Annotated in this window: 20 protein-coding genes and 1 other RNA gene; 1 reads left to right on the forward strand and 20 read right to left on the reverse strand. The window is 45.9% G+C overall.

What is annotated here, in order from left to right:
* Positions 1-157: 157 nt before the first annotated feature.
* The 19 genes from ftsZ to FG24_RS02365 form a co-directional block, all read right to left on the reverse strand.
* The gene (gene ftsZ / locus FG24_RS02280; protein ID WP_036300547.1) at positions 158-1336 is read right to left on the reverse strand and encodes a cell division protein FtsZ; all 1179 of its coding nucleotides are present in this window, start codon (positions 1334-1336) and stop codon (positions 158-160) included.
* A gap of 95 nt (positions 1337-1431) precedes the next feature.
* On the reverse strand, positions 1432-2670 hold the full coding sequence (gene ftsA / locus FG24_RS02285; protein WP_036300550.1) for a cell division protein FtsA: 1239 nt from the start codon (positions 2668-2670) through the stop codon (positions 1432-1434).
* A gap of 19 nt (positions 2671-2689) precedes the next feature.
* Positions 2690-3517 carry a cell division protein FtsQ/DivIB gene (locus FG24_RS02290; RefSeq protein WP_036300552.1) on the reverse strand — a complete coding sequence of 276 codons (828 nt, stop codon included), beginning with the start codon at positions 3515-3517 and terminating at the stop codon, positions 2690-2692.
* On the reverse strand, positions 3507-4412 hold the full coding sequence (locus tag FG24_RS02295; RefSeq protein ID WP_036300554.1) for a D-alanine--D-alanine ligase: 906 nt from the start codon (positions 4410-4412) through the stop codon (positions 3507-3509). The genes FG24_RS02290 and FG24_RS02295 overlap by 11 nt, the downstream gene beginning before the upstream one ends.
* Positions 4412-5302, reverse strand: coding sequence for a UDP-N-acetylmuramate dehydrogenase (gene murB / locus FG24_RS02300; protein WP_036300555.1), 891 nt, complete (start codon positions 5300-5302; stop codon positions 4412-4414). The genes FG24_RS02295 and murB overlap by 1 nt, the downstream gene beginning before the upstream one ends.
* Positions 5299-6744, reverse strand: a complete 1446-nt coding sequence (murC, locus tag FG24_RS02305) for a UDP-N-acetylmuramate--L-alanine ligase (RefSeq protein ID WP_036300556.1) — start codon at positions 6742-6744, stop codon at positions 5299-5301. The genes murB and murC overlap by 4 nt, the downstream gene beginning before the upstream one ends.
* Entirely contained in the window at positions 6741-7832 is a 1092-nt protein-coding gene (murG, locus tag FG24_RS02310) for an undecaprenyldiphospho-muramoylpentapeptide beta-N-acetylglucosaminyltransferase (RefSeq protein WP_036300557.1), read from the reverse strand. Before murG ends, murC begins: the two co-directional genes overlap by 4 nt.
* Positions 7829-8992 (reverse strand): putative lipid II flippase FtsW, encoded by a 1164-nt coding sequence (ftsW, locus tag FG24_RS02315; RefSeq protein ID WP_036300558.1) that lies wholly within the window; start codon positions 8990-8992, stop codon positions 7829-7831. The genes murG and ftsW overlap by 4 nt, the downstream gene beginning before the upstream one ends.
* Complete coding sequence (gene murD / locus FG24_RS02320) at positions 8989-10347, reverse strand: UDP-N-acetylmuramoyl-L-alanine--D-glutamate ligase (protein WP_036300559.1); 1359 nt, start codon at positions 10345-10347, stop codon at positions 8989-8991. The genes ftsW and murD overlap by 4 nt, the downstream gene beginning before the upstream one ends.
* Positions 10348-10401: 54 nt before the next feature.
* A complete protein-coding gene (mraY, locus tag FG24_RS02325) occupies positions 10402-11505 on the reverse strand; it encodes a phospho-N-acetylmuramoyl-pentapeptide-transferase (RefSeq protein WP_036300560.1) in 1104 nt (367 codons plus the stop codon).
* Between the two features lie 19 nt (positions 11506-11524).
* Positions 11525-12877, reverse strand: a complete 1353-nt coding sequence (locus FG24_RS02330; protein WP_036300566.1) for a UDP-N-acetylmuramoyl-tripeptide--D-alanyl-D-alanine ligase — start codon at positions 12875-12877, stop codon at positions 11525-11527.
* Positions 12874-14337: a UDP-N-acetylmuramoyl-L-alanyl-D-glutamate--2,6-diaminopimelate ligase gene (locus FG24_RS02335; protein WP_036300568.1), complete on the reverse strand. Its 1464-nt coding sequence runs from the start codon at positions 14335-14337 to the stop codon at positions 12874-12876. Before FG24_RS02335 ends, FG24_RS02330 begins: the two co-directional genes overlap by 4 nt.
* Positions 14334-16058, reverse strand: coding sequence for a peptidoglycan D,D-transpeptidase FtsI family protein (locus FG24_RS02340; RefSeq protein WP_036300570.1), 1725 nt, complete (start codon positions 16056-16058; stop codon positions 14334-14336). Before FG24_RS02340 ends, FG24_RS02335 begins: the two co-directional genes overlap by 4 nt.
* Positions 16058-16372, reverse strand: coding sequence for a cell division protein FtsL (gene ftsL / locus FG24_RS02345; protein WP_036300572.1), 315 nt, complete (start codon positions 16370-16372; stop codon positions 16058-16060). The genes FG24_RS02340 and ftsL overlap by 1 nt, the downstream gene beginning before the upstream one ends.
* Positions 16369-17451 carry a 16S rRNA (cytosine(1402)-N(4))-methyltransferase RsmH gene (rsmH, locus tag FG24_RS02350; protein ID WP_369797024.1) on the reverse strand — a complete coding sequence of 361 codons (1083 nt, stop codon included), beginning with the start codon at positions 17449-17451 and terminating at the stop codon, positions 16369-16371. The genes ftsL and rsmH overlap by 4 nt, the downstream gene beginning before the upstream one ends.
* Positions 17448-17894 (reverse strand): division/cell wall cluster transcriptional repressor MraZ, encoded by a 447-nt coding sequence (gene mraZ, locus FG24_RS02355; protein ID WP_036300574.1) that lies wholly within the window; start codon positions 17892-17894, stop codon positions 17448-17450. The genes rsmH and mraZ overlap by 4 nt, the downstream gene beginning before the upstream one ends.
* 726 nt (positions 17895-18620) lie before the next feature.
* An RNA gene (gene rnpB / locus FG24_RS12465) (RNase P RNA component class A) lies at positions 18621-18994 on the reverse strand.
* Positions 18995-19283: 289 nt separating this feature from the next.
* Positions 19284-19478 (reverse strand): YjfB family protein, encoded by a 195-nt coding sequence (locus tag FG24_RS02360; protein ID WP_036300579.1) that lies wholly within the window; start codon positions 19476-19478, stop codon positions 19284-19286.
* A 40-nt stretch (positions 19479-19518) separates the two neighbouring features.
* Positions 19519-19818: a flagellar basal body protein gene (locus FG24_RS02365; RefSeq protein WP_036300591.1), complete on the reverse strand. Its 300-nt coding sequence runs from the start codon at positions 19816-19818 to the stop codon at positions 19519-19521.
* A 108-nt stretch (positions 19819-19926) separates the two neighbouring features.
* On the opposite strand from FG24_RS02365, the gene FG24_RS02370 reads away from it, so the two are divergent.
* Complete coding sequence (locus FG24_RS02370; RefSeq protein WP_036300596.1) at positions 19927-20160, forward strand: VF530 family DNA-binding protein; 234 nt, start codon at positions 19927-19929, stop codon at positions 20158-20160.
* Between the two features lie 216 nt (positions 20161-20376).
* Here FG24_RS02370 and pyrC read toward each other — a convergent pair whose 3' ends face one another.
* Positions 20377-21408, reverse strand: coding sequence for a dihydroorotase (pyrC, locus tag FG24_RS02375; protein ID WP_036303862.1), 1032 nt, complete (start codon positions 21406-21408; stop codon positions 20377-20379).
* Between the last annotated feature and the right edge of the window lie 7 nt (positions 21409-21415).

Consider the following 21415-nt stretch of genomic DNA (forward strand, 5'->3'; position numbering starts at 1 on the left):
ATTGTAGGACAGTGTGCTTAAAAGCTACCAAAGCCTAGCCAACCATTAAAACTCAACTATTTGCCTTACGAATCAATTAAATAATAACATAATTCAAGGCGACAGCATTTCGCTGGCTATATTGCCTTATCTACTCCAACCCTTAGCGCAATGTCACTTAGTCAGCTTGTTTACGTAAAAATGCTGGGATATCGTATTCTTCAACCCCTGACATTTTCATCGCTTCAACTTGCGCACGACGGCTATTTGAGCCAAATACTGCTGGCGCTTCATCATCTGTAGCGATGTTTGCATTACCAACAAAAATCGGTTGGTTAGTGGTGCCATCACGCACGACTTGTTGTGGCATTACACGTAACTCAGGTTTTTGCTGACGGCGTTGCGCGCCAGTCAAGCCTGTTGCCACCATGGTGACACGCAAACCATCACCCATGCTGTCGTCAAACACGTTACCTACAATCACGGTTGCATCTTCAGCTGTGAATGCTTTAATCGTGTTCATCACATCATAGTATTCTTTCATTTTGAAAGCACTTGAAGTGGTGATATTCACTAAAACGCCACGTGCATTTGCTAAGTTGACATCTTCAAGCAACGGGCTTGCCACGGCTTGCTCAGCTGCAATACGTGCACGATCAGGGCCTGTTGCCAATGCTGAACCCATCATTGCCATGCCCATTTCAGACATCACAGTGCGTACATCAGCAAAGTCTACGTTCACCATACCTGCGCAATTGATGATTTCAGCAATGCCTGATACCGCATTGTGCAACACATCGTTAGCTGCTCTAAATGCTTCTAGGAACGGTACATCTTCGCCCAATACTTCCATCAATTTTTCGTTAGGAATCACAATCAGTGAATCCACATACTTTGATAATTCATCTAGACCATCAGATGCAACTTTAGTGCGTTTGCCTTCGAATGAAAAAGGCTTAGTCACTACTGCAACCGTTAAGATACCCATTTCTTTAGCGATTTGTGCAATCACTGGTGCAGCGCCGGTACCAGTACCGCCACCCATACCAGCAGTGATAAACAGCATATCCGCGCCATCAATCAATTCTGCAATTGCATCGCGGTCCTCTAATGCAGCTTCACGACCTACTTCAGGTTTTGCACCTGCGCCTAAACCACGGGTCATTGCCTCGCCAATTTGCAATACTGTTTTTGCTTGGCTCTTTTTCAAAGCTTGCATATCAGTATTTGCGCAAATGAATTCAACACCGCCCACATTTTTTTCAATCATGTGTGCAACTGCGTTGCCGCCGCAACCACCAACACCAATCACCTTAATCACGGCTTCTTGGGAATTTTTTTCCATAATCTCAAACATTTTATTGCCTCCTCTTTTTAGCGTTTACTTAACGATTACTTCTGCCTTACTACTTTTCACTGCTAAACACTTACCTACTACTTACCAATTACCTTTTAAAAGTTACCTTGGAACCAGCTTTTCATTCTTTCTAAAATGCGTCCGAATGAGCTTGATTCCATCTGTCCACTTATATGCCGCTCTAACTGCTGCTTGCCCATCAACACCAAACCTACGCCTGTGGCATAGCGTGGATTGCTTACGACTTCTGATAAACCGCCTACATAACGTGGCATGCCTAAACGTACTGGCATATGGAATATTTCTTCACCCAACTCCACCATGCCGCGCATCATGGCTGAACCGCCAGTGATCACGATGCCTGATGCAATCATGTCTTCCATACCGCTACGGCGTAGCTCATTTAGCACTAATTCATAAAGCTCAACCACGCGCGGCTCTAGTACCTCAGCCAGGGTTTGCACAGATAACTGACGTGGATCACGACCGTCTACACCCGGCACTTCAACCACTTCACGTGGGTCTGCTAGTTGGCGTAATGCACAACCGTGCTTAATCTTGATGTCTTCCGCTGACTGGGTTGGTGTGCGGAAAGCCACCGCCACGTCATTGGTCATCTGGTCACCAGCAATCGGCACTACCGCGGTATGACGAATGGCACCTTGCTTAAATACTGCGATATCGGTAGTACCGCCACCGATATCCACCAAGCACACGCCCAGCTCTTTCTCATCTTCGGTCAGTACCGCAAGGCTTGAAGCCAAAGGCTGCAAAATCAAATCGCTCACTTCAATACCGCAACGCTTAATGCATTTCACAATGTTCTGCGCAGCAGCAACTGCGCCTGTCACAATATGCACTTTCACCTCTAACTTCATACCGCTCATGCCTAATGGCTCGCGCACGTCTTCTTGACCGTCGATAATGAATTCTTGGGTAAGGATATGCAGAATCTGCTGGTCTGCTGGTAATGCAATGGCACGTGCAGTTTCAATCACACGGTCTACATCCATTTGTGAGACCTCAGCATCTTTAATCTTCACCATGCCGTGTGAGTTCAGGCTCTTGATATGGCTGCCAGCAATGCCGGTATAGACATTATTGATTTTGCAATCGGCCATCAACTCAGCTTCTTCCAATGCGCGCTGAATTGACTGCATGGTAGATTCGATATTCACCACCACGCCTTTTTTAAGACCGCGTGACACGTGCTGACCTAAACCAATCACCTTCAAGGTACCTTCTGGCTGTAACTCGGCAACAATCGCCACAATTTTAGATGTGCCGATATCCAAGCCTACAATCAAATTCTTATCTTCTTTAATTCTGCTCATTCTTCATCCCTTCCGTGAATTAGGTCACGGTTCCCGTGCGTTTTTTCATTGCTTCGCTTTTAATGCTTTTTGTGTCAGCTGGCTTTGTACTGGCGCCATCTGCCGCTTTATTGTCTTTTGCAATACTCGCAACTTTTTCTGTATTAATCGCCTCTGTAGGCCTACGCACCGCAAAACCACTTGGATAACGCAAATCTACATATGCAATTTTTTTATTCAAGCCAACCAATGTACTGCTATAAATATTGGCAAACTTCTCTAACCTTGCTTGCATTTCTACTCTGCCCAATTCCAGCACAATGCCGTTTGTCGTCGTAATCTGCCATGCGCGTCTAGGCGTCAACGCTAACGTAGCGACATCCAACTTAGCGGTTTTCAGTACTTGGCTTAAAGCATCGTATTGTGATGCCACTTCAATCACGCCATTGTCTGGTCCATAAAATACTGGCAAATCACTACTAGAGGCCGCATGAAACAGCTCTCCCTGCTTGTTCACCAATGCAGTGTTACCCCAACGCGCAAGCGCTTGATGCTCTTCAATCACCACTTCTAACTTATCTGGCCAGCGACGACGTACACTCACATTGCGGGCCCAAGGTAATTTTTCAAACGCATCACGTGCATTAATCAAATCCAGCGTAAAAAAATTACCTTTTAAATGCTTCGCTACAATCAGTTTCACCTGCTCACGGCTTACATGGTGCAACTCTCCATCCACCTTCACTTCACGCAGTGGAAAAATCGGTAAATGCACCACTACATACACCACTGCATACAACACCGCCACCATACTCAATGCGTACAGTAGGTTTGCTATCCAGTTGAGTAATGCAGGCCTATCCCACATGCGCTAACCTCAATATTTTCACCACTAACTCATCAAAGCTAATGCCTGCTGCTTTTGCTGCCATCGGCACCAAACTATGGTCTGTCATCCCTGGGCTAGTGTTGATCTCTAAAAAGTAATGGTTGCCAGCTTCATCCATTAAAAAATCTACACGACCCCAGCCTTGGCAACCTACCGTATTAAACGCAAGCAATGCCTCTTGCTGAATAAGCGCTTCTTTTTCTGCGCTCAAGCCAGATGGACATCTGTACTCGGTGTCATCACGCAAATATTTAGCTTCAAAATCATAAAACTCATTTTTTGGCACAATGCGCACAATCGGCAGTGCTTGATTGCCCAAAATGCCCACGGTGTATTCACCACCACCGACAAACTGCTCAGCAATCACTAACGGATCAGATTTAGCTGCCAACTCATATGCGGCTTTAAGCTCACCAGCTTGTTTTACTTTACTAATCCCAATACTGGAGCCTTCATTGGCTGGTTTTACAAACAAAGGTAAACCTAGTTTTTTCTCAATCGCATCAAAATCAGAGTCTGCAGTCACCACTTCAAATGCTGGCGTACTCACCCCGGCTGCTGACCACATCATTTTGGTGCGCCATTTATCCATACCAATCGCCGATGCCATCACACCACTGCCAGTGTATGGAATGCCTAATAGCTCTAAAGCGCCTTGCATTGCACCATCTTCACCAAAACGTCCATGTAATGAAATCATGGCTAAATCAAACGACTCCAAATCATGTAATGGACGTGTTGCTGGGTCAAACGCATGGGCATCAACACCTTGTCTTTGCAATGCGGCAAGCACAGCCGTGCCGCTTTTAAGCGAAACTTCACGTTCGCCAGATTTACCACCTAACAACACTGCTACTTTTCCAAAATCCTGCATTATTCTCTTACCTCTAATTCGCCTAGCACTTTAACTTCTTGTTGCAGTGCAACTCCATGTTTTTCCAATACTGTCTCTCGCATATGCTGGATTAGCAGTTCAATATCCAAGGCATTTGCCCCGCCTATATTGACAATAAAATTGGCATGCTTTTCTGACACTTGTGCCCCACCAATGATGTAGCCTTTTAAGCCGCTTGCTTCTATCAACCTTGCCGCAAAATCACCTGGTGGATTCCTGAAAGTGGAGCCAGCACTGGGTTGATTCAATGGCTGAGCAGCGAGACGTTTTGCCAGCAATGCTTTGATCTTCTGCGCCGACTCTTGCGCGTCTCCATGTTCTAATCTCAACCATGCCGCCACAAACCATTCATCAGATACCGGCATATCAATATGTCGATAGCTCGGAATAAACGCAGCTGCATCGCGAGTATTAAGCTCACCTCGTTTATTAATCGTCGTTACTCGCTTCACTACATTCCATGTTTCACTGCCATAACACCCTGCGTTCATGGCAAGTGCGCCACCTAAGGTGCCTGGAATCCCTGCAAAAAATTCAGCGCCTTGCCTAGCTTCTTTAGCGCAAAATTTTGCTAATTTGGCACAAGTCACACCAGCTTCTGCGTATACAGCCTCGCCATCCATTTGCAGTGCAGTTAACACGTTATGCATTAACACTACAGTGCCGCGCACACCACCATCTCGCACTAATAAATTCGAACCCAAGCCTATAAAATAAACAGGTTCAGCCTCATCCAGACTTTTTAAGAACTTACTTAAGTCTTCCAAATCTGCTGGAATATAAAATTGATCTGCACGGCCACCTACGCGCCAACTGGTATAGCGTGCCATAGGCTCGTTTAGAAGGAGTTTTCCCGTATGCTGAGTCATGCAGCAGCCACTCCTTTTGATTGCGATGCCTTACCCAACTGCAATTCTTTAGTCTTTAATGCAACCTGACCTATCGAGCCTGCACCCATCACAATCACTACATCATCAGCACGTGCAATATCTAAAATCGCCTGCGGCAATTCATCTGTTGTTTCTACAAACAAAGGCTCTACCTTGCCAGCAACACGAATCGCGCGTATCAGCGAACGTGTATCTGCAGCAACAATTGCGGCTTCACCCGCTGAGTACACCTCTGTTAGCAACACAACATCAGCGCTAGACAGTACTTTTACAAAGTCTTCAAAACAATCCCTAGTACGCGTATAACGATGTGGCTGGAATGCCATCACCAAACGTCTGTTTGGGAAGGCGCCGCGCGCAGCTGCTATCACGGCCTGCATTTCTACCGGATGGTGTCCATAATCATCAATCAAGGTAAATGTGCCATGGCTGGTTTCATTACGTGGTGTTGCTGGCACCTCGCCGTAGCGTTCAAAACGTCTACCCACACCCTTAAATTCTTTTAACGCTTTAATAATGGCGGCATCCGGCACATTCAATTCGCTTGCAATGGCAATCGCGGCCAACGCATTTAATACATAGTGATTGCCCGGTAAATTCAAGGTCACATCAAACTCTGTGGTCACACCGTTAATACGTTGTACGGTAAAGTGCATCTTGCCATCATCGGCACGTACATTCTTAGCGCGGATGCGCGCATCTTCGCTAAGACCATAGGTCATCACCGGCTTAGTCACGCGCGGCAATATCTCGCGAATATTGACATCATCTACACACACCACAGCCATGCCCCAAAACGGCAATTGCTGTAAAAACTCTACAAACGCACTTTTGAGTTTTTCAAAACTGTGTTCATAGGTATCCATATGGTCTTGGTCAATATTGGTGACCACCGCCATCACAGGTGTTAGGTGTAAGAATGAAGCGTCAGACTCATCCGCCTCAGCAACAATATATTCACCTGTGCCCAATTTGGCATTGGCATTGGCAGCTTCTAACTTGCCGCCAATCACAAACGTTGGGTCCATGCCCGCTTCTGCCAAAATACTGGCGATTAAACTAGTCGTTGTCGTTTTGCCATGCGTGCCAGCCACCGCAATACCCTGTTTAAAGCGCATCAGCTCAGCAAGCATCAGCGCACGTGGCACGACTGGAATCTTTTTCTCGCGTGCGGCTTTAACTTCAGGGTTAGCCTCATTTACCGCAGATGACACCACAACCACATCCGCATCTTTCACGTTTCCGGCTTCATGGCCTTGGTAAACGGTTGCGCCAAAGGTAGCCAAGCGCTTGGTCGTTGCATTGGAGGCCAAATCAGAACCACTGACGCTAAAGTCCAAGTTAATTAGAACTTCAGCAATCCCGCTCATGCCTGAGCCGCCTATCCCAACAAAATGGATATTCTTTACTTTATGTTTCATTTTGCACCTCCTAGCTCTGCCATTTGTACGCAAATTTTTGCAACATCGGCGGTGGCTTCTGGTTTGCCTAATGCGCGTGCTTTTTTAGCCATTTCCAGGCATTTTTCACGGTTCAGTTCTTTTAATAGCTTCGTCAACTTCTCTACACTCAATTCTTCTTGTTGCACCAATACCGTGGCGCCTGCATCTGCTAGGTATTGGGCGTTACCTGTTTGGTGGTCGTCTACCGCAAAAGGGAATGGCACCATCAATGAACCCAACCCTGCAGTGGAAACCTCAGCCACGGTTAACGCACCTGAACGGCAAATCACAAAATCTGCCCACGCATACATGGCTGCCATATCGTCGATATAAGCACGCGCATCAGCTTCTACGCCTGCTTGTTTATAATTATGTTGAAGCACTTCAATATGCTTCACGCCTGCTTGGTGTACGACTTGCGGACGCTGGTCTGCTGGTAGTTTTGCCAATGCTTGCGGAATCACCTCATTCAACGCTTGCGCACCTAAGCTACCGCCCACAATCAACAACCTCAACGCATCGACTCTGCTTGCAAAGCGTTGCGTTGGTGCGGCTATCGCAGCAATATCCGCACGCACTGGATTACCCACTAGTAATGCCTGGTCTCCAAACGCCGAAGGAAATGCAGCCAAAATCTTGGTAGCTACTTTTGCCAACACTTTATTCGTTAATCCAGCCACCGAGTTTTGCTCATGTATCACCAATGGCCGACCTTGCAATTTCGCCATCAATCCACCAGGAAACGCCGCAAAACCACCCATGCCTAGCACCACATCTGGCTGATACTGATTTAACGCCGTCAGGCTCTGTCTAAATGCTTTTACCAACTTCACTGGCAATAACAACCAGCCCAACAGGCCATTGCCACGCACACCTTGCATGGTAATCATGGCTTTATCGTAAGCTTTATCCGCAATCAGTTTATTTTCCATGCCACCTTGAGTGCATAGCCAAACAATGTTCCAGCCTTCGCTTTTCAAAGTATCAGCCACTGCCATAGCAGGATAGACATGTCCGCCAGTACCACCGGCCATTACCATCAAAGTTTTAGTTGTTGCCTTACTCATGCTGGCAGCCCTTTTTGTAGACGGCGGTTTTCAAAATCAATACGTAGCAATATGGCAAGGGCGATGCAATTAGCCAAAATGCCACTACCGCCAAACGACATTAAAGGCAGCGTCAAACCCTTGGTTGGCAATAGCCCCATGTTCACACCCATATTGATAATGCTTTGCACACCAATCCAAACGCCTAAACCCTGTGCCAACAAAGCTGAGAAGTAACGTTCATTTTCAATCGCTTCTTTAGCAATGCCAAACGCACGCATTAATATCCATACAAACAAACCAATCACTGTCAGCACACCAATAAAGCCTAACTCCTCAGCAATCACCGCTAATAAAAAGTCGGTATGCGCTTCTGGCAGATAAAGTAACTTCTCTACACTGGCACCCAAGCCCACGCCAAACCACTCACCGCGACCAAATGCGATCAATGCATGTGAGAGTTGGTATCCTTTACCATATGGGTCTGCCCATGGGTCCATAAAACCAATCACACGTTCTAAGCGATACGGTGAACTCCAAATCAGGAACACAAAGCCAACCACTAGTAACACAATCAAACCGCCAAAAATTCGTGCGTTAATACCGCCTAGCCACAAAATGGAAATTGAAATCGCGGCAATCACAGCAAACGCACCAAAGTCAGGCTCGTTTAGCAACAGGCCGCCAACCAGCAACATCACAAACAGCATTGGCATAAAGCCTTTGGTAAAGCTATCCATCACCGCAGCTTTACGTACGGTGTAATCTGCCACGTACATGGCGGCAAATAGCTTCATAAACTCAGAGGGCTGCAAGTTAATCACAAACAAAGATAACCAACGGCGACTGCCGCCTACCACCTTGCCAACACCTGGGATTAACACTAATACCAACAATGCCAGACCTAATAGAAATAAATACGGCGCCATTTTTTGCCACCAGGCCATCGGTACGTTAAATGCAACAAACCCCGCGGTTAAGCTCACGATCAAGAATATCGTTTGGCGCACCAAGTAATAGCTACTGTTATAGCCAAGCGCCTTATCTGATTCTGCAATCGCAATCGATGCTGAATACACCATCACTAAACCAATACCGAGCAAAATCAACGTCACCCATAGCAAACTTTGATCGTAGCTAGGGGAGTTAATACGGTCACGATTTAGCATAGTGGTGATCATGCGGCTTGCTCCATACGCTTCACTGCTGCAACAAATACTTCTGCGCGATGCACATAGTTTTTAAACATATCAAAGCTAGCACACGCTGGAGATAGCAGTACTGCATCGCCCACTTGCGCGAGTTTTCTTGCAATCGTCACCGCCTCAGGCAAATCTGCGGCATGGTACAACGGCACATTAGTCGACAACAGTTCAGCATCGATTAATGGCGCATCGCGACCAATCAACACCACAGCCCGTGCGTTAGCACTCACTGCCTCTTTAAGTGGCGAGAAATCTTGCCCCTTGCCATCACCACCTGCAATCAACACGACCTTTTGTGATAAGCCAGATAAAGCTGCGCAGGTTGCCCCTACGTTAGTGCCTTTGGAGTCATCGTAATAATCAACATCATCAATATTGGCAACCCACTCCACACGGTGCGGCAAACCTTTGAAGTTGTATAAAGTCTGAATAATTGGCGCAAAGTCCAAGCCAATACCACGGCAAAGTGCAATGGCAGCCAGCGCATTACTTGCATTGTGCAAACCAGCGATTTTTAGATCGCTTACGTTCATCAGGTCTTGCGTGCCATAGCTAAGCCAAGCTTCACCATCTACTTGTCTAATACCATAGCTTTGCTCATCGTCTGCTGCATCCAAGCCAAACGTCACTTGTGCCAACTTAGCGCGAGACATCATCATGCTCCATGCGTCATCACGATTGAGCACCTGCAATTTTGCATGGTAAAAAATATGCGCTTTAGCAACGGCATAGCTTTGCATGCTGTCGTATCTATCCATATGGTCTTCTGATAGATTCAACATGGTAGCGGCATCTGCCAGCAAACTGTTCGTTGTTTCCAACTGAAAGCTTGAAAGCTCCAGCACGTAAACATCTGGTGTTTCCATACTTAAAGTATCAAGTACTGGCAAACCGATGTTGCCTGCTACAATTGTTTGTAGCCCAGCAGCCTTGCACATTTCACCAACTAAGGTGGTCACTGTGGTTTTGCCATTAGCGCCGGTAATCGCAATCAGTTTGGCACTACCTGGGCGGTATTGTGCAAACAGCTCAACGTCGCCCACTACCGTCACACCACGACGAATTGCGGCCTGAATTTCAGGCTCACTCAACGCCACACCTGGGCTAATTACTACTAGATCAACAGCGTTAAACACTTCAGGCTTCAATGCACCGGTATAAACCACCGTTGCAGGCAGCTCTGTTTTTAATGCGTCAATACCCGGTGGCACTACGCGCGTGTCGGCCACAGACAAACGTGCGCCTTGGCTATGTAGCCAGCGCAATGCAGATAGCCCGGTATCCCCGAGGCCAAGCACTAATACATTTTTGTCTTTTAACGCAATTTGCATGTTCAACTTTACTAATTATCTAATTTCAGACTAATTACCTTATTTTCAGACTTGTTACCTAATTTTTAAACTAGCTAAGCCAATCAACACCAGCATCATGCTGATGATCCAGAAACGCACTACTACCTGTGTCTCTTTCCAGCCTTTTTGCTCATAATGATGATGCAATGGCGCCATCAAAAAGATGCGCTTACCAGTACCAGTTTTATGTTTGGTGTATTTAAAGTAAGTCACCTGTGCCGCTACCGATAAGGTTTCCATCACAAATACGCCGCCCATAATGAACAAAATGATTTCCTGACGTACCACTACCGCCACAATACCCAACGCTGCGCCTAACGCTAACGCACCTACATCACCCATAAATACTTCTGCTGGATAAGCGTTAAACCAAAGAAAGCCTAAGCCTGCGCCCACCATCGCAGCACAGAACACGGTCAATTCACCTGCGCCCGGTACGTAAGCAATGCTTAAGTATTTAGAAAAATATAAGTGACCAGTCACATACGCAAAAATCGCCAGCGCACCTGCCACCATCACCGTTGGCATAATCGCTAAACCATCAAGACCATCGGTGAGGTTTACTGCGTTACTGCTACCCACCACTACCAGGTAAGTCAGCACAATAAATGCTAAACCACTCAGCGGAATGGTTAGGCTCTTAAAGAATGGAATCAGCAACGTCGTTTCTGCTGGTGTAACAGCTGTTTGCTGTAAGAACACAGCAACACTTAAACCAACCACCGACTGCCAGAAATATTTTTCTTTAGCAGATAAGCCTTTAGGGTTGCGATGTACCACTTTGCGCCAGTCATCCACCCAGCCAATAATGCCAAAACCTAGTGTCGTAAATAGCACTACCCAAACAAATCGATTACTTAAATCAGCCCATAACAAGGTTGATATCGCTATCGACACCAATATCAATGCGCCACCCATGGTTGGCGTACCAGCTTTAATCAAATGTGTTTGTGGGCCATCATCACGCACGGCTTGCCCCACTTTATATTGGGTCAATTTACGAATTAAGGTTGGCCCTATCGTCAATGAAATCACTAAAGCAGTAAGCGTAGCCAAAACCGCACGCAAGGTAATGTAGTTAAATACATTAAATCCACGTATGTCTTGTGCTAACCATTGTGCTAGTTCGAGTAACATCCTTTATCTCCTAATTCGCCTACTTCTTGTTTTCTACTAACAAATTCACGACACGCTCCATTTGCATAAAACGCGAACCTTTTACCAACACAGTGGTACCTGTCTCAAGTTGTGGCAGTACAGCCTGGGCAATGTCTTGTGGTGAGCTAAAATGCTCGGCACCTTGTCCGAAGCTGCGCACGGTTGCGGCACTTAAATCACCTAAACAATAAAGTGTGGTTAAGCCTGCGGCCTTGGCATAAGCCCCAATTTCTGTATGCATCACTTCGGCATCTGGACCTAACTCCCCCATATCGCCCAGCACTAGTACCTTTTTGCCGCTAAGCATTGTAAGTACATTTATTGCAGCTTTCATCGAGTCAGGGTTGGCGTTATACGTATCATCAATCACGACAGCTCCGTTGGCTCCCGCCTTGCGCTCTAAACGGCCATACACACCGGCAAAACTTTCCAAACCACGCCCAATATCTTCAATTGAAATACCTAATGCATAAGCGGCTGCACTTGCTGCTAAGGCATTACTGATATTGTGTTCGCCTTGTACATTCAACTTAACGCTTAGTTCACCAACTGGCGTAAGTAGTGTCATCAAGCTAAAACCTTCACCTGCCTGATAGTGTGCACTTACATTTGCCTCTTTATTCAGGCCAAATGTCACTATTTTTCTTTGCGGATTAAGTGACTTCCAATACCCAGCATAGTCACTATCTGCATTAATCACAGCGACGCCGCCATGCTTTAATCCTGCAAAAATCTCACCCTTAGCCTTGGCGATATTGTCACGCGAGCCCAACTCACCAATATGTGCAATACCAGCGTTATTAATTAACGCCACATCAGGTTTGGCAATATGTGTTAAATAGTCAATTTCACCCAAATGATTCATGCCCATTTCCAGCACGGTACATTGATGACTTTGATTCATTTTGAGCAAAGTCAGCGGCAAACCAATATCGTTATTCAAGTTGCCATAGGTCGCATGTACATACTCTCGACCTTGGCTAGCGATGCTCAAAATAGCAGTCAGCATTTCCTTAGTGGTGGTCTTGCCGTTACTTCCGGTAACAGCAACAACAGGAACGTTAAACTTTCCACGCCAGTATTTAGCCAACTCTCCTAATGCCAACCTTGTATCTGCAACTACTAGCCGCGGTTCAGCTTTTACTGTCTCATCAGAAACCAACACTGCAACTGCACCTAGCTTTAAAGCCTCTTGTGCAAAGGTATTTCCATCAAAGTTCGCACCTTTAAGCGCCACAAATAACTGGCCAGCCACAATATTGCGGCTGTCACTACCCACAGAGGTAAATTGCACATCAGCGCCCACATGCTGTACGCCTAATGCCATTGCTGCTTCTGATAGCATCATCATTGACCCACCGCCATTGCCTGATTAGGCACCCAATGCAATAACGCAGCCTGTGCCACGGTGATATCGCTAAACGGCGTTCTTACACCGCCAATTTCCTGATAGTCCTCATGCCCTTTGCCCGCCAGCAACACAACATCATCTTTATTCGCAAACTTAATTGCCTGCTGAATCGCAATCGCACGGTCAGGTGCAATGCTTGGTAACACCGTCATACCGTTAACGACTTGCTCAATAATCAAGGCAGGGTTTTCATTGCGCGGATTGTCGCTAGTCACTACCACATGGTGCGCATATTTTTCGGCAATCGCACCCATCAACGGACGCTTACCTGTATCACGATCGCCACCGCAGCCAAATACGCAAATTAACTTGCCTTGTGCTTGCTCACGCAAGCTCACCAACACATTCTCCAGCGCATCAGGCGTATGTGCATAATCCACCACCACCAGCGGCTTATCATCACCGCCAAATTGCTGCATACGGCCAGCCACAGGTTTGATCTGCGCAATCGCAGCTACCGCATCATTTAACGGCACTTGGCGCGCCAATAAGGTTGCTAGCACTGCCAGCAAGTTATAGGCGTTAAAACGTCCCAGCACTGGTGCACTCAGCACTGCGGCGCCTTGAGGTGTAGTCACCTGCATGCTGATTCCGTTAGCGCCCAACGTCAGCGTGTCCGCACGCACATCACCATGCATCAAACCGTAAGTCAGCAATGACTTACTATTTACACGCAACGATTCCGCCATCTCTTTGCCAAAATCATCATCCGCATTCACAACTGCGGTATGTAAATTTGGCCAATCAAACAACTTCCGCTTCGCACTGGCATACGCATCCATAGTCACGTGATAATCCAAATGATCACGTGTCAGGTTAGTAAATACGGCATAATCAAATTCAATCGCACTCACACGGCCTTGATCTAATCCATGTGATGAAACCTCCATCGCCACTGCTTCTGCACCTTGATTGGCATAATCCGCCAACATTTTTTGCAGCAAAATCGCATCAGGTGTGGTGTTACTGGTTTCGACTAAGCCGTTACCACCGGCATCGGCAAAGCCACTGCCAATAGTGCCGATGACTGCTGTTTTCTTACCCAAAGCCTGCATTGCCTGAGCAATCCATTGGCTCACTGAGGTTTTACCATTGGTACCGGTCACGCCTATCACATCCAAATTGCGCGATGGATATTGATAAAACTCAGCAGCAATCTGTGCCACTTGTTTTTTCAATTGACTCACACCAAGGTTAGCCACCTTGATTGCCGCATCCCAGACAAAATCTTGGTTTTCCCAAAGTACAGCACTAGCACCCGCGGCAACCGCCTGTGCAATATATTTGCGGCCATCACTATGCACACCCGGATACGCCAAAAATAAAGCGCCAGGCACAACTTGTCGGCTATCTGCGGTCACTAAGGTAAATGACTGATTAAATGATGTGAGTAAGGTCATATGCTTTCCTTCACATCTTCAACACCACTAGGAATCACTACGTTGTTATTAGGCGCATCCTGTGGCACAGATAACATACGTAGCGCATCTGCCATCACCGCACTAAACACTGGTGCTGCAACCGTGCCGCCAAAATACTCACCGCTACTTGGATCATCAATCATTACCGCCATAATCAAACGCGGGTTAGACGCTGGCGCCATCCCTACAAACGAACCTACATACTTATTCTTTTCATAGCCATGATCGCCAAGCTTATGCGTAGTACCAGTTTTGCCCGCCACACGATAGCCTAGGACCTGTGCCCTCAGTGCTGTGCCCCCTGGCAAAACAACCAACTCCAGCATATCTTTCACTTCATTTGCAGTTTTTGCACTAAACACCTGCGTACCCACCGGCGCATCTTTTAATTTCAATAAAGAAACCGGCTTCAACTCTCCGTCATTTGCAAACACGGTATACGCCCGTGCCATTTGCAACAACGTCACACTGATACCATGACCGTAAGACATCGTCGCCTGCTCAATAGGTCGCCAAATTTTGTAATCACGTAACTTTCCAGAAACCTCTCCCGGAAAACCAATACGCGTTTTTGAACCAAAGCCGATTAAATTAAACACACCCCATAGATACTGAGGCTCAAGCGAAAGCGCCATTTTCACAGCACCAACGTTTGAAGATTTCTGAATCACTTCCGACACCGTCATCGCGCCATGTGGATGTGCATCATGTATTGTTGCGGGACCTATACTCATATAACCAGGTGCAGTCTGAATCACAGTATCCGGGGTAAATTTTCCAGCCTCTAATGCAGCCGCAGCAGTCACAGTTTTCATGGTTGAGCCCGGCTCAAAAATGTCAGTAATCGCACGATTACGTGTTTTACCTTGAATGTTCACAGGGTTATTTGGGTTATATGTCGGCACATTCACCATTGCCAACACTTCACCTGTTTTCGCGTCCAGCACAATCGCCGCGCCTGCATTTGCTTTAAACTTATCAACCGCTTTTGTCAGCTCACGATGTGCTAAATACTGAATTCTGCGATCAATCGATAAAGTGATATCAGCGCCATCTTGTGGCACCTTAACTGCCTCTAAATCCTCAATGATGCGACCGGCACGGTCTTTAATCACTTTGCGGCTACCGTTTTTGCCTGACAGCGCATCATTCATTGCCAGTTCAAAGCCCTCTTGGCCTTTATCATCAATATCCGTAAAGCCCACTAAATGAGCAGTCACATCACCCGCAGGGTAATAACGTTTATATTCACGTTGCAGATACACGCCAGAAATACCAAGCTGCATGATCTCAGCGGCCAACTCCGGTGAAACGCGGCGCTTTAAATACACAAACTCACGCGTATTGTTGGCCAACTTCTTATCTACAGACGCTTTTTTTAAACCTAACAAATCAGCTAATTTTTTGGTTTGGCTTGCAGTAATTTGCACATCTGATGGATTCGCCCACACCGACTCTACTGGAGAGCTAATTGCCAACAGCTCACCGTAACGATCCGTAATCTTTCCGCGCTGAGAAGGCAACACTAAAGTACGGCTATAACGTGCATCGCCTTTTTCTTGCAAAAAGCGCTTATGAAAGCTTTGCAAATACACACCTCTGCCCAGCAACGCGGCAAACCCTAGCAACACGAGCACCAGCAATAGGCGACGACGCCATGCTGGCAGCTTCACAATCACTAAAGGTGCGTGCATAGACATTAAGGCGCCACCTCATTTTTCAGATTAGTAGACTGAATTAACGGCAATCGCGCGACCAAACTCACCACTTGTATCCTTTTCGCATCAGGCACCTGCATTTGCAATTGCTGCGCTGCAATTTGCTCAATGCGTGAATGCATCGCCCAAGTGCTCTGCTCCAATTGCAACTGGCCATACTCTTGGTTGTACTGTTTTTCAGTTTGGTTCAAATGCTCCAACTCTATGTACAATTTACGCGCTTGGTGCTGCGCATTAACCAGCCCCAATGACGAAAACATTAAAGCAAAAAATAAAATGAGATTAAGGCGCGTCATACAACCGACGTCCTCTCCGCCACACGTAGCACTGCACTGCGTGAACGAGGATTAGCCTTCACCTCAGCATCACTAGGCTTCACTGCTTTCCCCACACTTTTCAATCTAGGTTGAGGCAAGTCAGCAGCACGCACTGGAAAGTTTGCTGGTAAGTCATCACGATCTTCCTGACCGCGAATAAACTGCTTTACCATACGATCTTCAAGCGAGTGAAAACTAATTACCGCAAGCCTACCCTGTGGCGCCAGCAAGTTAATGCATTGCGGCATGGTTAACGATAATTCCTCAAGCTCCTTATTGACGAAAATCCGTAAAGCTTGAAATGTGCGCGTTGCAGGGTTCTGCCCTGGCTCGAAGCGCGTGACTGCACCTGCCACGATCTGGGTAAGCTGCCCAGTAGTGGTGATGGGACGCCCGTCATTGCGCTCCGCAATAATCGCCCTTGCAATCGACTTAGCAAACCGTTCTTCACCATAATTTTTTATAACCTCCGCTAATTGCTGCTCTGTTGTACGGCCAAGAAATTCTGCCGCTGTTTCACCACTACTTTGATCCATGCGCATATCAAGCGGCGCATCGTACCTAAAACTAAATCCACGGTTAGCCTCATCAATTTGTGGCGACGAAATGCCAAGATCCAAAAGAATCCCATCCACATGATGCACACCCAATTCAGCTAAACGCGCTTGCATGGCGGCAAAGTGACTATGCACCAGCGTAAAACGCGGGTCATCAATTGCCTTACCTGACTCAATCGCACTTAAGTCACGGTCAAAGGCAATCAAACGTCCGCCATCAGTCAACTGCGCTAAAATTTTTCTGGAATGACCACCACGACCAAACGTTCCATCCACATAGATGCCATTTGGTTTAATGTCTAAAGCATGCACAGCCTCATTCAGCAACACAGTAATGTGTGCGCCTGCAGAAGAAGCCTCACCTCCCATGCTTTGATCTTGATTTGAATTTGATGCTGACACTTCTTGTGGGTACTTTTCTAACTTATCAGCGTTTTTTGAAGACGCTTTTTTTGAAGACAATGATGCTTTGGTGGGCGCGCTGTTCACGCCCTTAATCACAGCGAAAATCCCTCTAATTCTGCGGGCATTGCAAAACCATCACTTTGCATTACTTGCTCTAGCTGGGCACGCCAAGCGGTCATGCTCCATAATTCAAAATGACTACCTTGGCCAACCAACATCACTTCTTTATCTAAACCAGCAAAATCACGCAACACTGGCGACACCAGCAAACGGCCTGCACTATCCAAGCTAATGTCTTCAGCAAAACCGACTAACAACCTCTGTAAAGCACTAGATTGTTTATCAAACGATGATAACGCCATCATTTTCGCTTGAATTGGCTCCCAAGCTGGCTGCGGATATAACAACAAACAACGATGAGGGTGCGCAGTTAACACCAAATTGCCGGCACACTCAAGCTGCAATGCTTCTCTGTGCTTTGTTGGCACAGCGAGCCTGCTCTTGGCATCCAAACTTAATGATGTAGCACCACGAAACATACGCTTGTTATTTCCCTTAAAGCCCTATCGAGCCTAAACAAACAATTTCTAATATAAAAAATGGGGAACTGCCCAACCTCATCCAAACGCCTTACCAATCAAATAACCCTTAGTAGTTATCTAACGAGCTAATACTTACAACCCCATCCAACACCTCTTGTACAACGACAGACCAATGAGCAATTCCCCACAAAACCCCACTTTTCCCCACTAATATGCACTATAGATAAAAAAATTATGCAATGCAAGCGGTTTTTTGCTATTTTTTCTTTATAGGTCAATGACTTAGCGCATTTTTATGATAAAAATAAATTCGTTATAAATTAAGCACATACGAAACTGTGTGAATGTAGATTATTAGAATAGTTGCGAAAGCGTTTGAATTGTAATTAAGGCGTAAAAAATTGGGTACTTTGATTATAAATTAAGCAGATTTTGCACGAGGGCGGCAACAGACCAAGACCACAGCAACTCAGGGGGATAAATTTAAAGATAGAAATTATGACTCAGAACATGACACGCAGACCTGAAATACGCATTAAAAAATTGCACACCATGGAAAATATCAACAAATATGATGATGCAAAGTACATTTTAAAAATGCATTTGCTCAATGGAAATAAAAAATTGACTATCTTGATACAAAGCCTGTAAAGGGCATCACCACTCCACTAAATGGCTAAAGCCCTAAGCGGAAGCGCGAAAGCTCATTATTCACACGCGAAACAGTGAAGCTGGCCGATAAGCCGGGTTCTGTTTGCGTTTTACAACGCATGACAGTCATTCATCTAGGCGTACAATTACTTGCACGCTCAAGCAACCTACCCGCTGGCAGCGCGAGCCACGCCAATACCAGCCTATTTGGTCTTGCTGCGAATGGAGGTTACCGCGTTTCACCGTAACTTAATACGCTCGTCTCTGTGGCCCTATTCCTCGCCTTATACCTTGCGGCTTTCAGCGGACGGCCGTTAACCGTCATCCCGCTCTATGCAGCCCGGACTTTCCTCCCTCCACTAAGAGAGCCCACGAGGAGCGTCTCCATTCAACTAAGCCAGTAAACTGGCAAGTTAAATGTGAACGGCGACTGTCTAGCCAGCTTCAAATGTATTTTAACATGCTGCAAGCCACCTAGCCGAGTTTATTACAGGACAAAGCCAGCCCAAAAAAAGCCGAATAGTATTAGGCATAAGCAACGCAAAAGAGGATAAAAGTTTTGAAGTGTAATATTTGCACTTCAACCTTTAAAACATACTATTTGAAACTGCCATATTTAACAGCTGGTTTCTTATTTACAGACTGAATGAAGGTGCAGTGAAAACAACAGAATAAGCATAACCCAGGGGAGTTAGGTAAAAAAAGGCAAACCGACAGAAAAACTAAAAATTTTAGCTAAGCGAAAGTATCAATGACATTGCCAAGATTTGGCGGGTTATTAGGTAAAGATTGTGTGGCTGCTTGAATAAGCTGCAACGAGTTTTGAGCACTGATATCGATAGCCTTTTTAAACACGGCCAATTGCACATCGCTTGCTGTTTTGTACTGCGCAAGATTAGATGCTGCCGTTGCGATTCCTGATACATCCATACAAACCTCCGCACTTCAAACACAACAACCGAATGACCAATTAAGCACTAATATCAATAATAGTGCCCATCAACATATCATTATTAGACTTAAATACGGATAAATTAGTCATGTATGTATTTCTGGCTTTAATTTGCTCAACCATATCGGCTTCTAAATTATTGCCAGACTGCGCAGCATTTCTAACATCTGCAACTTTAGTACCGCCTTCAGACAGATCTGCCTGAACGACTTCTTTTCTTGTAAAGCCATCCGTACCGAGATTGGCAATATTGTTCGCAGCAACGTCTAAGCGAGTTTGCGCAGTATACATGCCAGATAATGAGGTGTTTACATTCATAATTTGAATTCAATTCAACAGATTAAGCCTACACTACCAAGTAGTTTTAACACTGTCAATCAATATACTTATACATAAATTTCGGTGAATAATGTTATAAACACACTTATGACAAACACTCAGCACAACAACCCATTACATGGCATCACTTTAGAAGCCATTGTGACGTACTTGGTAGATTATTATGGATGGGAGGGGCTTGCAGAACGCATTCAGGTGAATTGCTTTAGCAATGACCCCAGCATTAAATCAAGCCTGAAATTCTTACGCAAAACCCAATGGGCACGCGATAAAGTGGAAAGCCTCTACTTAGTGTCGATTCAAGATTCCAAATTACGCTAATCCAAAACCATCTGCATTCGTATCAAGAAATAGAATAGAAGCGGCGGCTAGTGAGACGAGCAATAAAGCTGACCATTAAAGACATATGAAATAAAAGTCATCAAGAAGTCGAATATTCTTGATGATTTTCAGATTTTTATAAGATATGTACTGATTAGCTATCACTCAAATAATTAGGCATCGTCCCTCAGTGATAGCCAAAGGTAAAAGAAGATGTTAGATCATCTTCCAAGCCAACATTTGATCCGCTTTCAATGGCACTAACACATCACCCTCATACGGCAAGCTACTTGGCACCTTCCAACTTTGTTTAACCAAGGTGACCTGCTCTGCATTACGAGCTAAACCATAAAAGTCCGCACCATAAAAGCTTGCAAAAGCCTCCAATTTATCTAAAGCGCCAGCTGCTTCAAACGCTTCTGCATATAGCTCCATTGCAGTATGTGCTGTATACATACCAGCACATCCACACGCAGCCTCTTTAGTATGTCTAGCATGCGGTGCACTATCTGTACCCAAGAAAAACTTAGGATTCCCTGAAGTCGCAGCTTTTACTAAAGCAACACGGTGTTCTTCTCGCTTCAAAATTGGTAAACAATAATGATGCGGCTGAATCCCACCTTTAAACATATCATTACGATTCATCAACAAATGGTGTGCGGTAATTGTTGCCGCCACATTGCTTGGTGCCTGCGATACAAAATCAGCGGCATCTTGAGTGGTAATATGCTCAAACACTACTCTTAAGTTCGGAAATCGATTAAGCAACGGAATCATATTGCGTTCAATAAACACACGCTCGCGATCAAACACATCAACATCACTATCGGTCACTTCAGCATGCGTCAGCAGAGGCATGCCAAGCTTCTCCATCGCCTCCAGCGCCTTAACACAGTGTCCCAAATTGGTCACACCAGAGTCACTGTTAGTAGTGGCACCAGCAGGGTAAAGTTTCACCCCATGCACGATACCACTGGCTTTAGCACGCTCAACTTCTTCGGCAGTCGTTTTATCGGTGAGATATAAGGTCATCAACGGTTCAAAGCTTGCCCCTACTGGTAGCGCATTTAAAATGCGCTCACGATACTCAATCGCCAGCGCAGTGGTTGTCACTGGTGGGCGCAAGTTAGGCATCACAATCGCACGCGCAAACTGTCTTGCCGTATCTGGCAACACCGCTTTGAGCGCGCCGCCGTCTCTTAAATGTAAGTGCCAATCATCTGGGCGTGCAATGGTAAGTGACTGCATAGGATTA

Source organism: Methylotenera sp. L2L1 (assembly GCF_000744605.1).
GTDB lineage: Bacteria > Pseudomonadota > Gammaproteobacteria > Burkholderiales > Methylophilaceae > Methylotenera.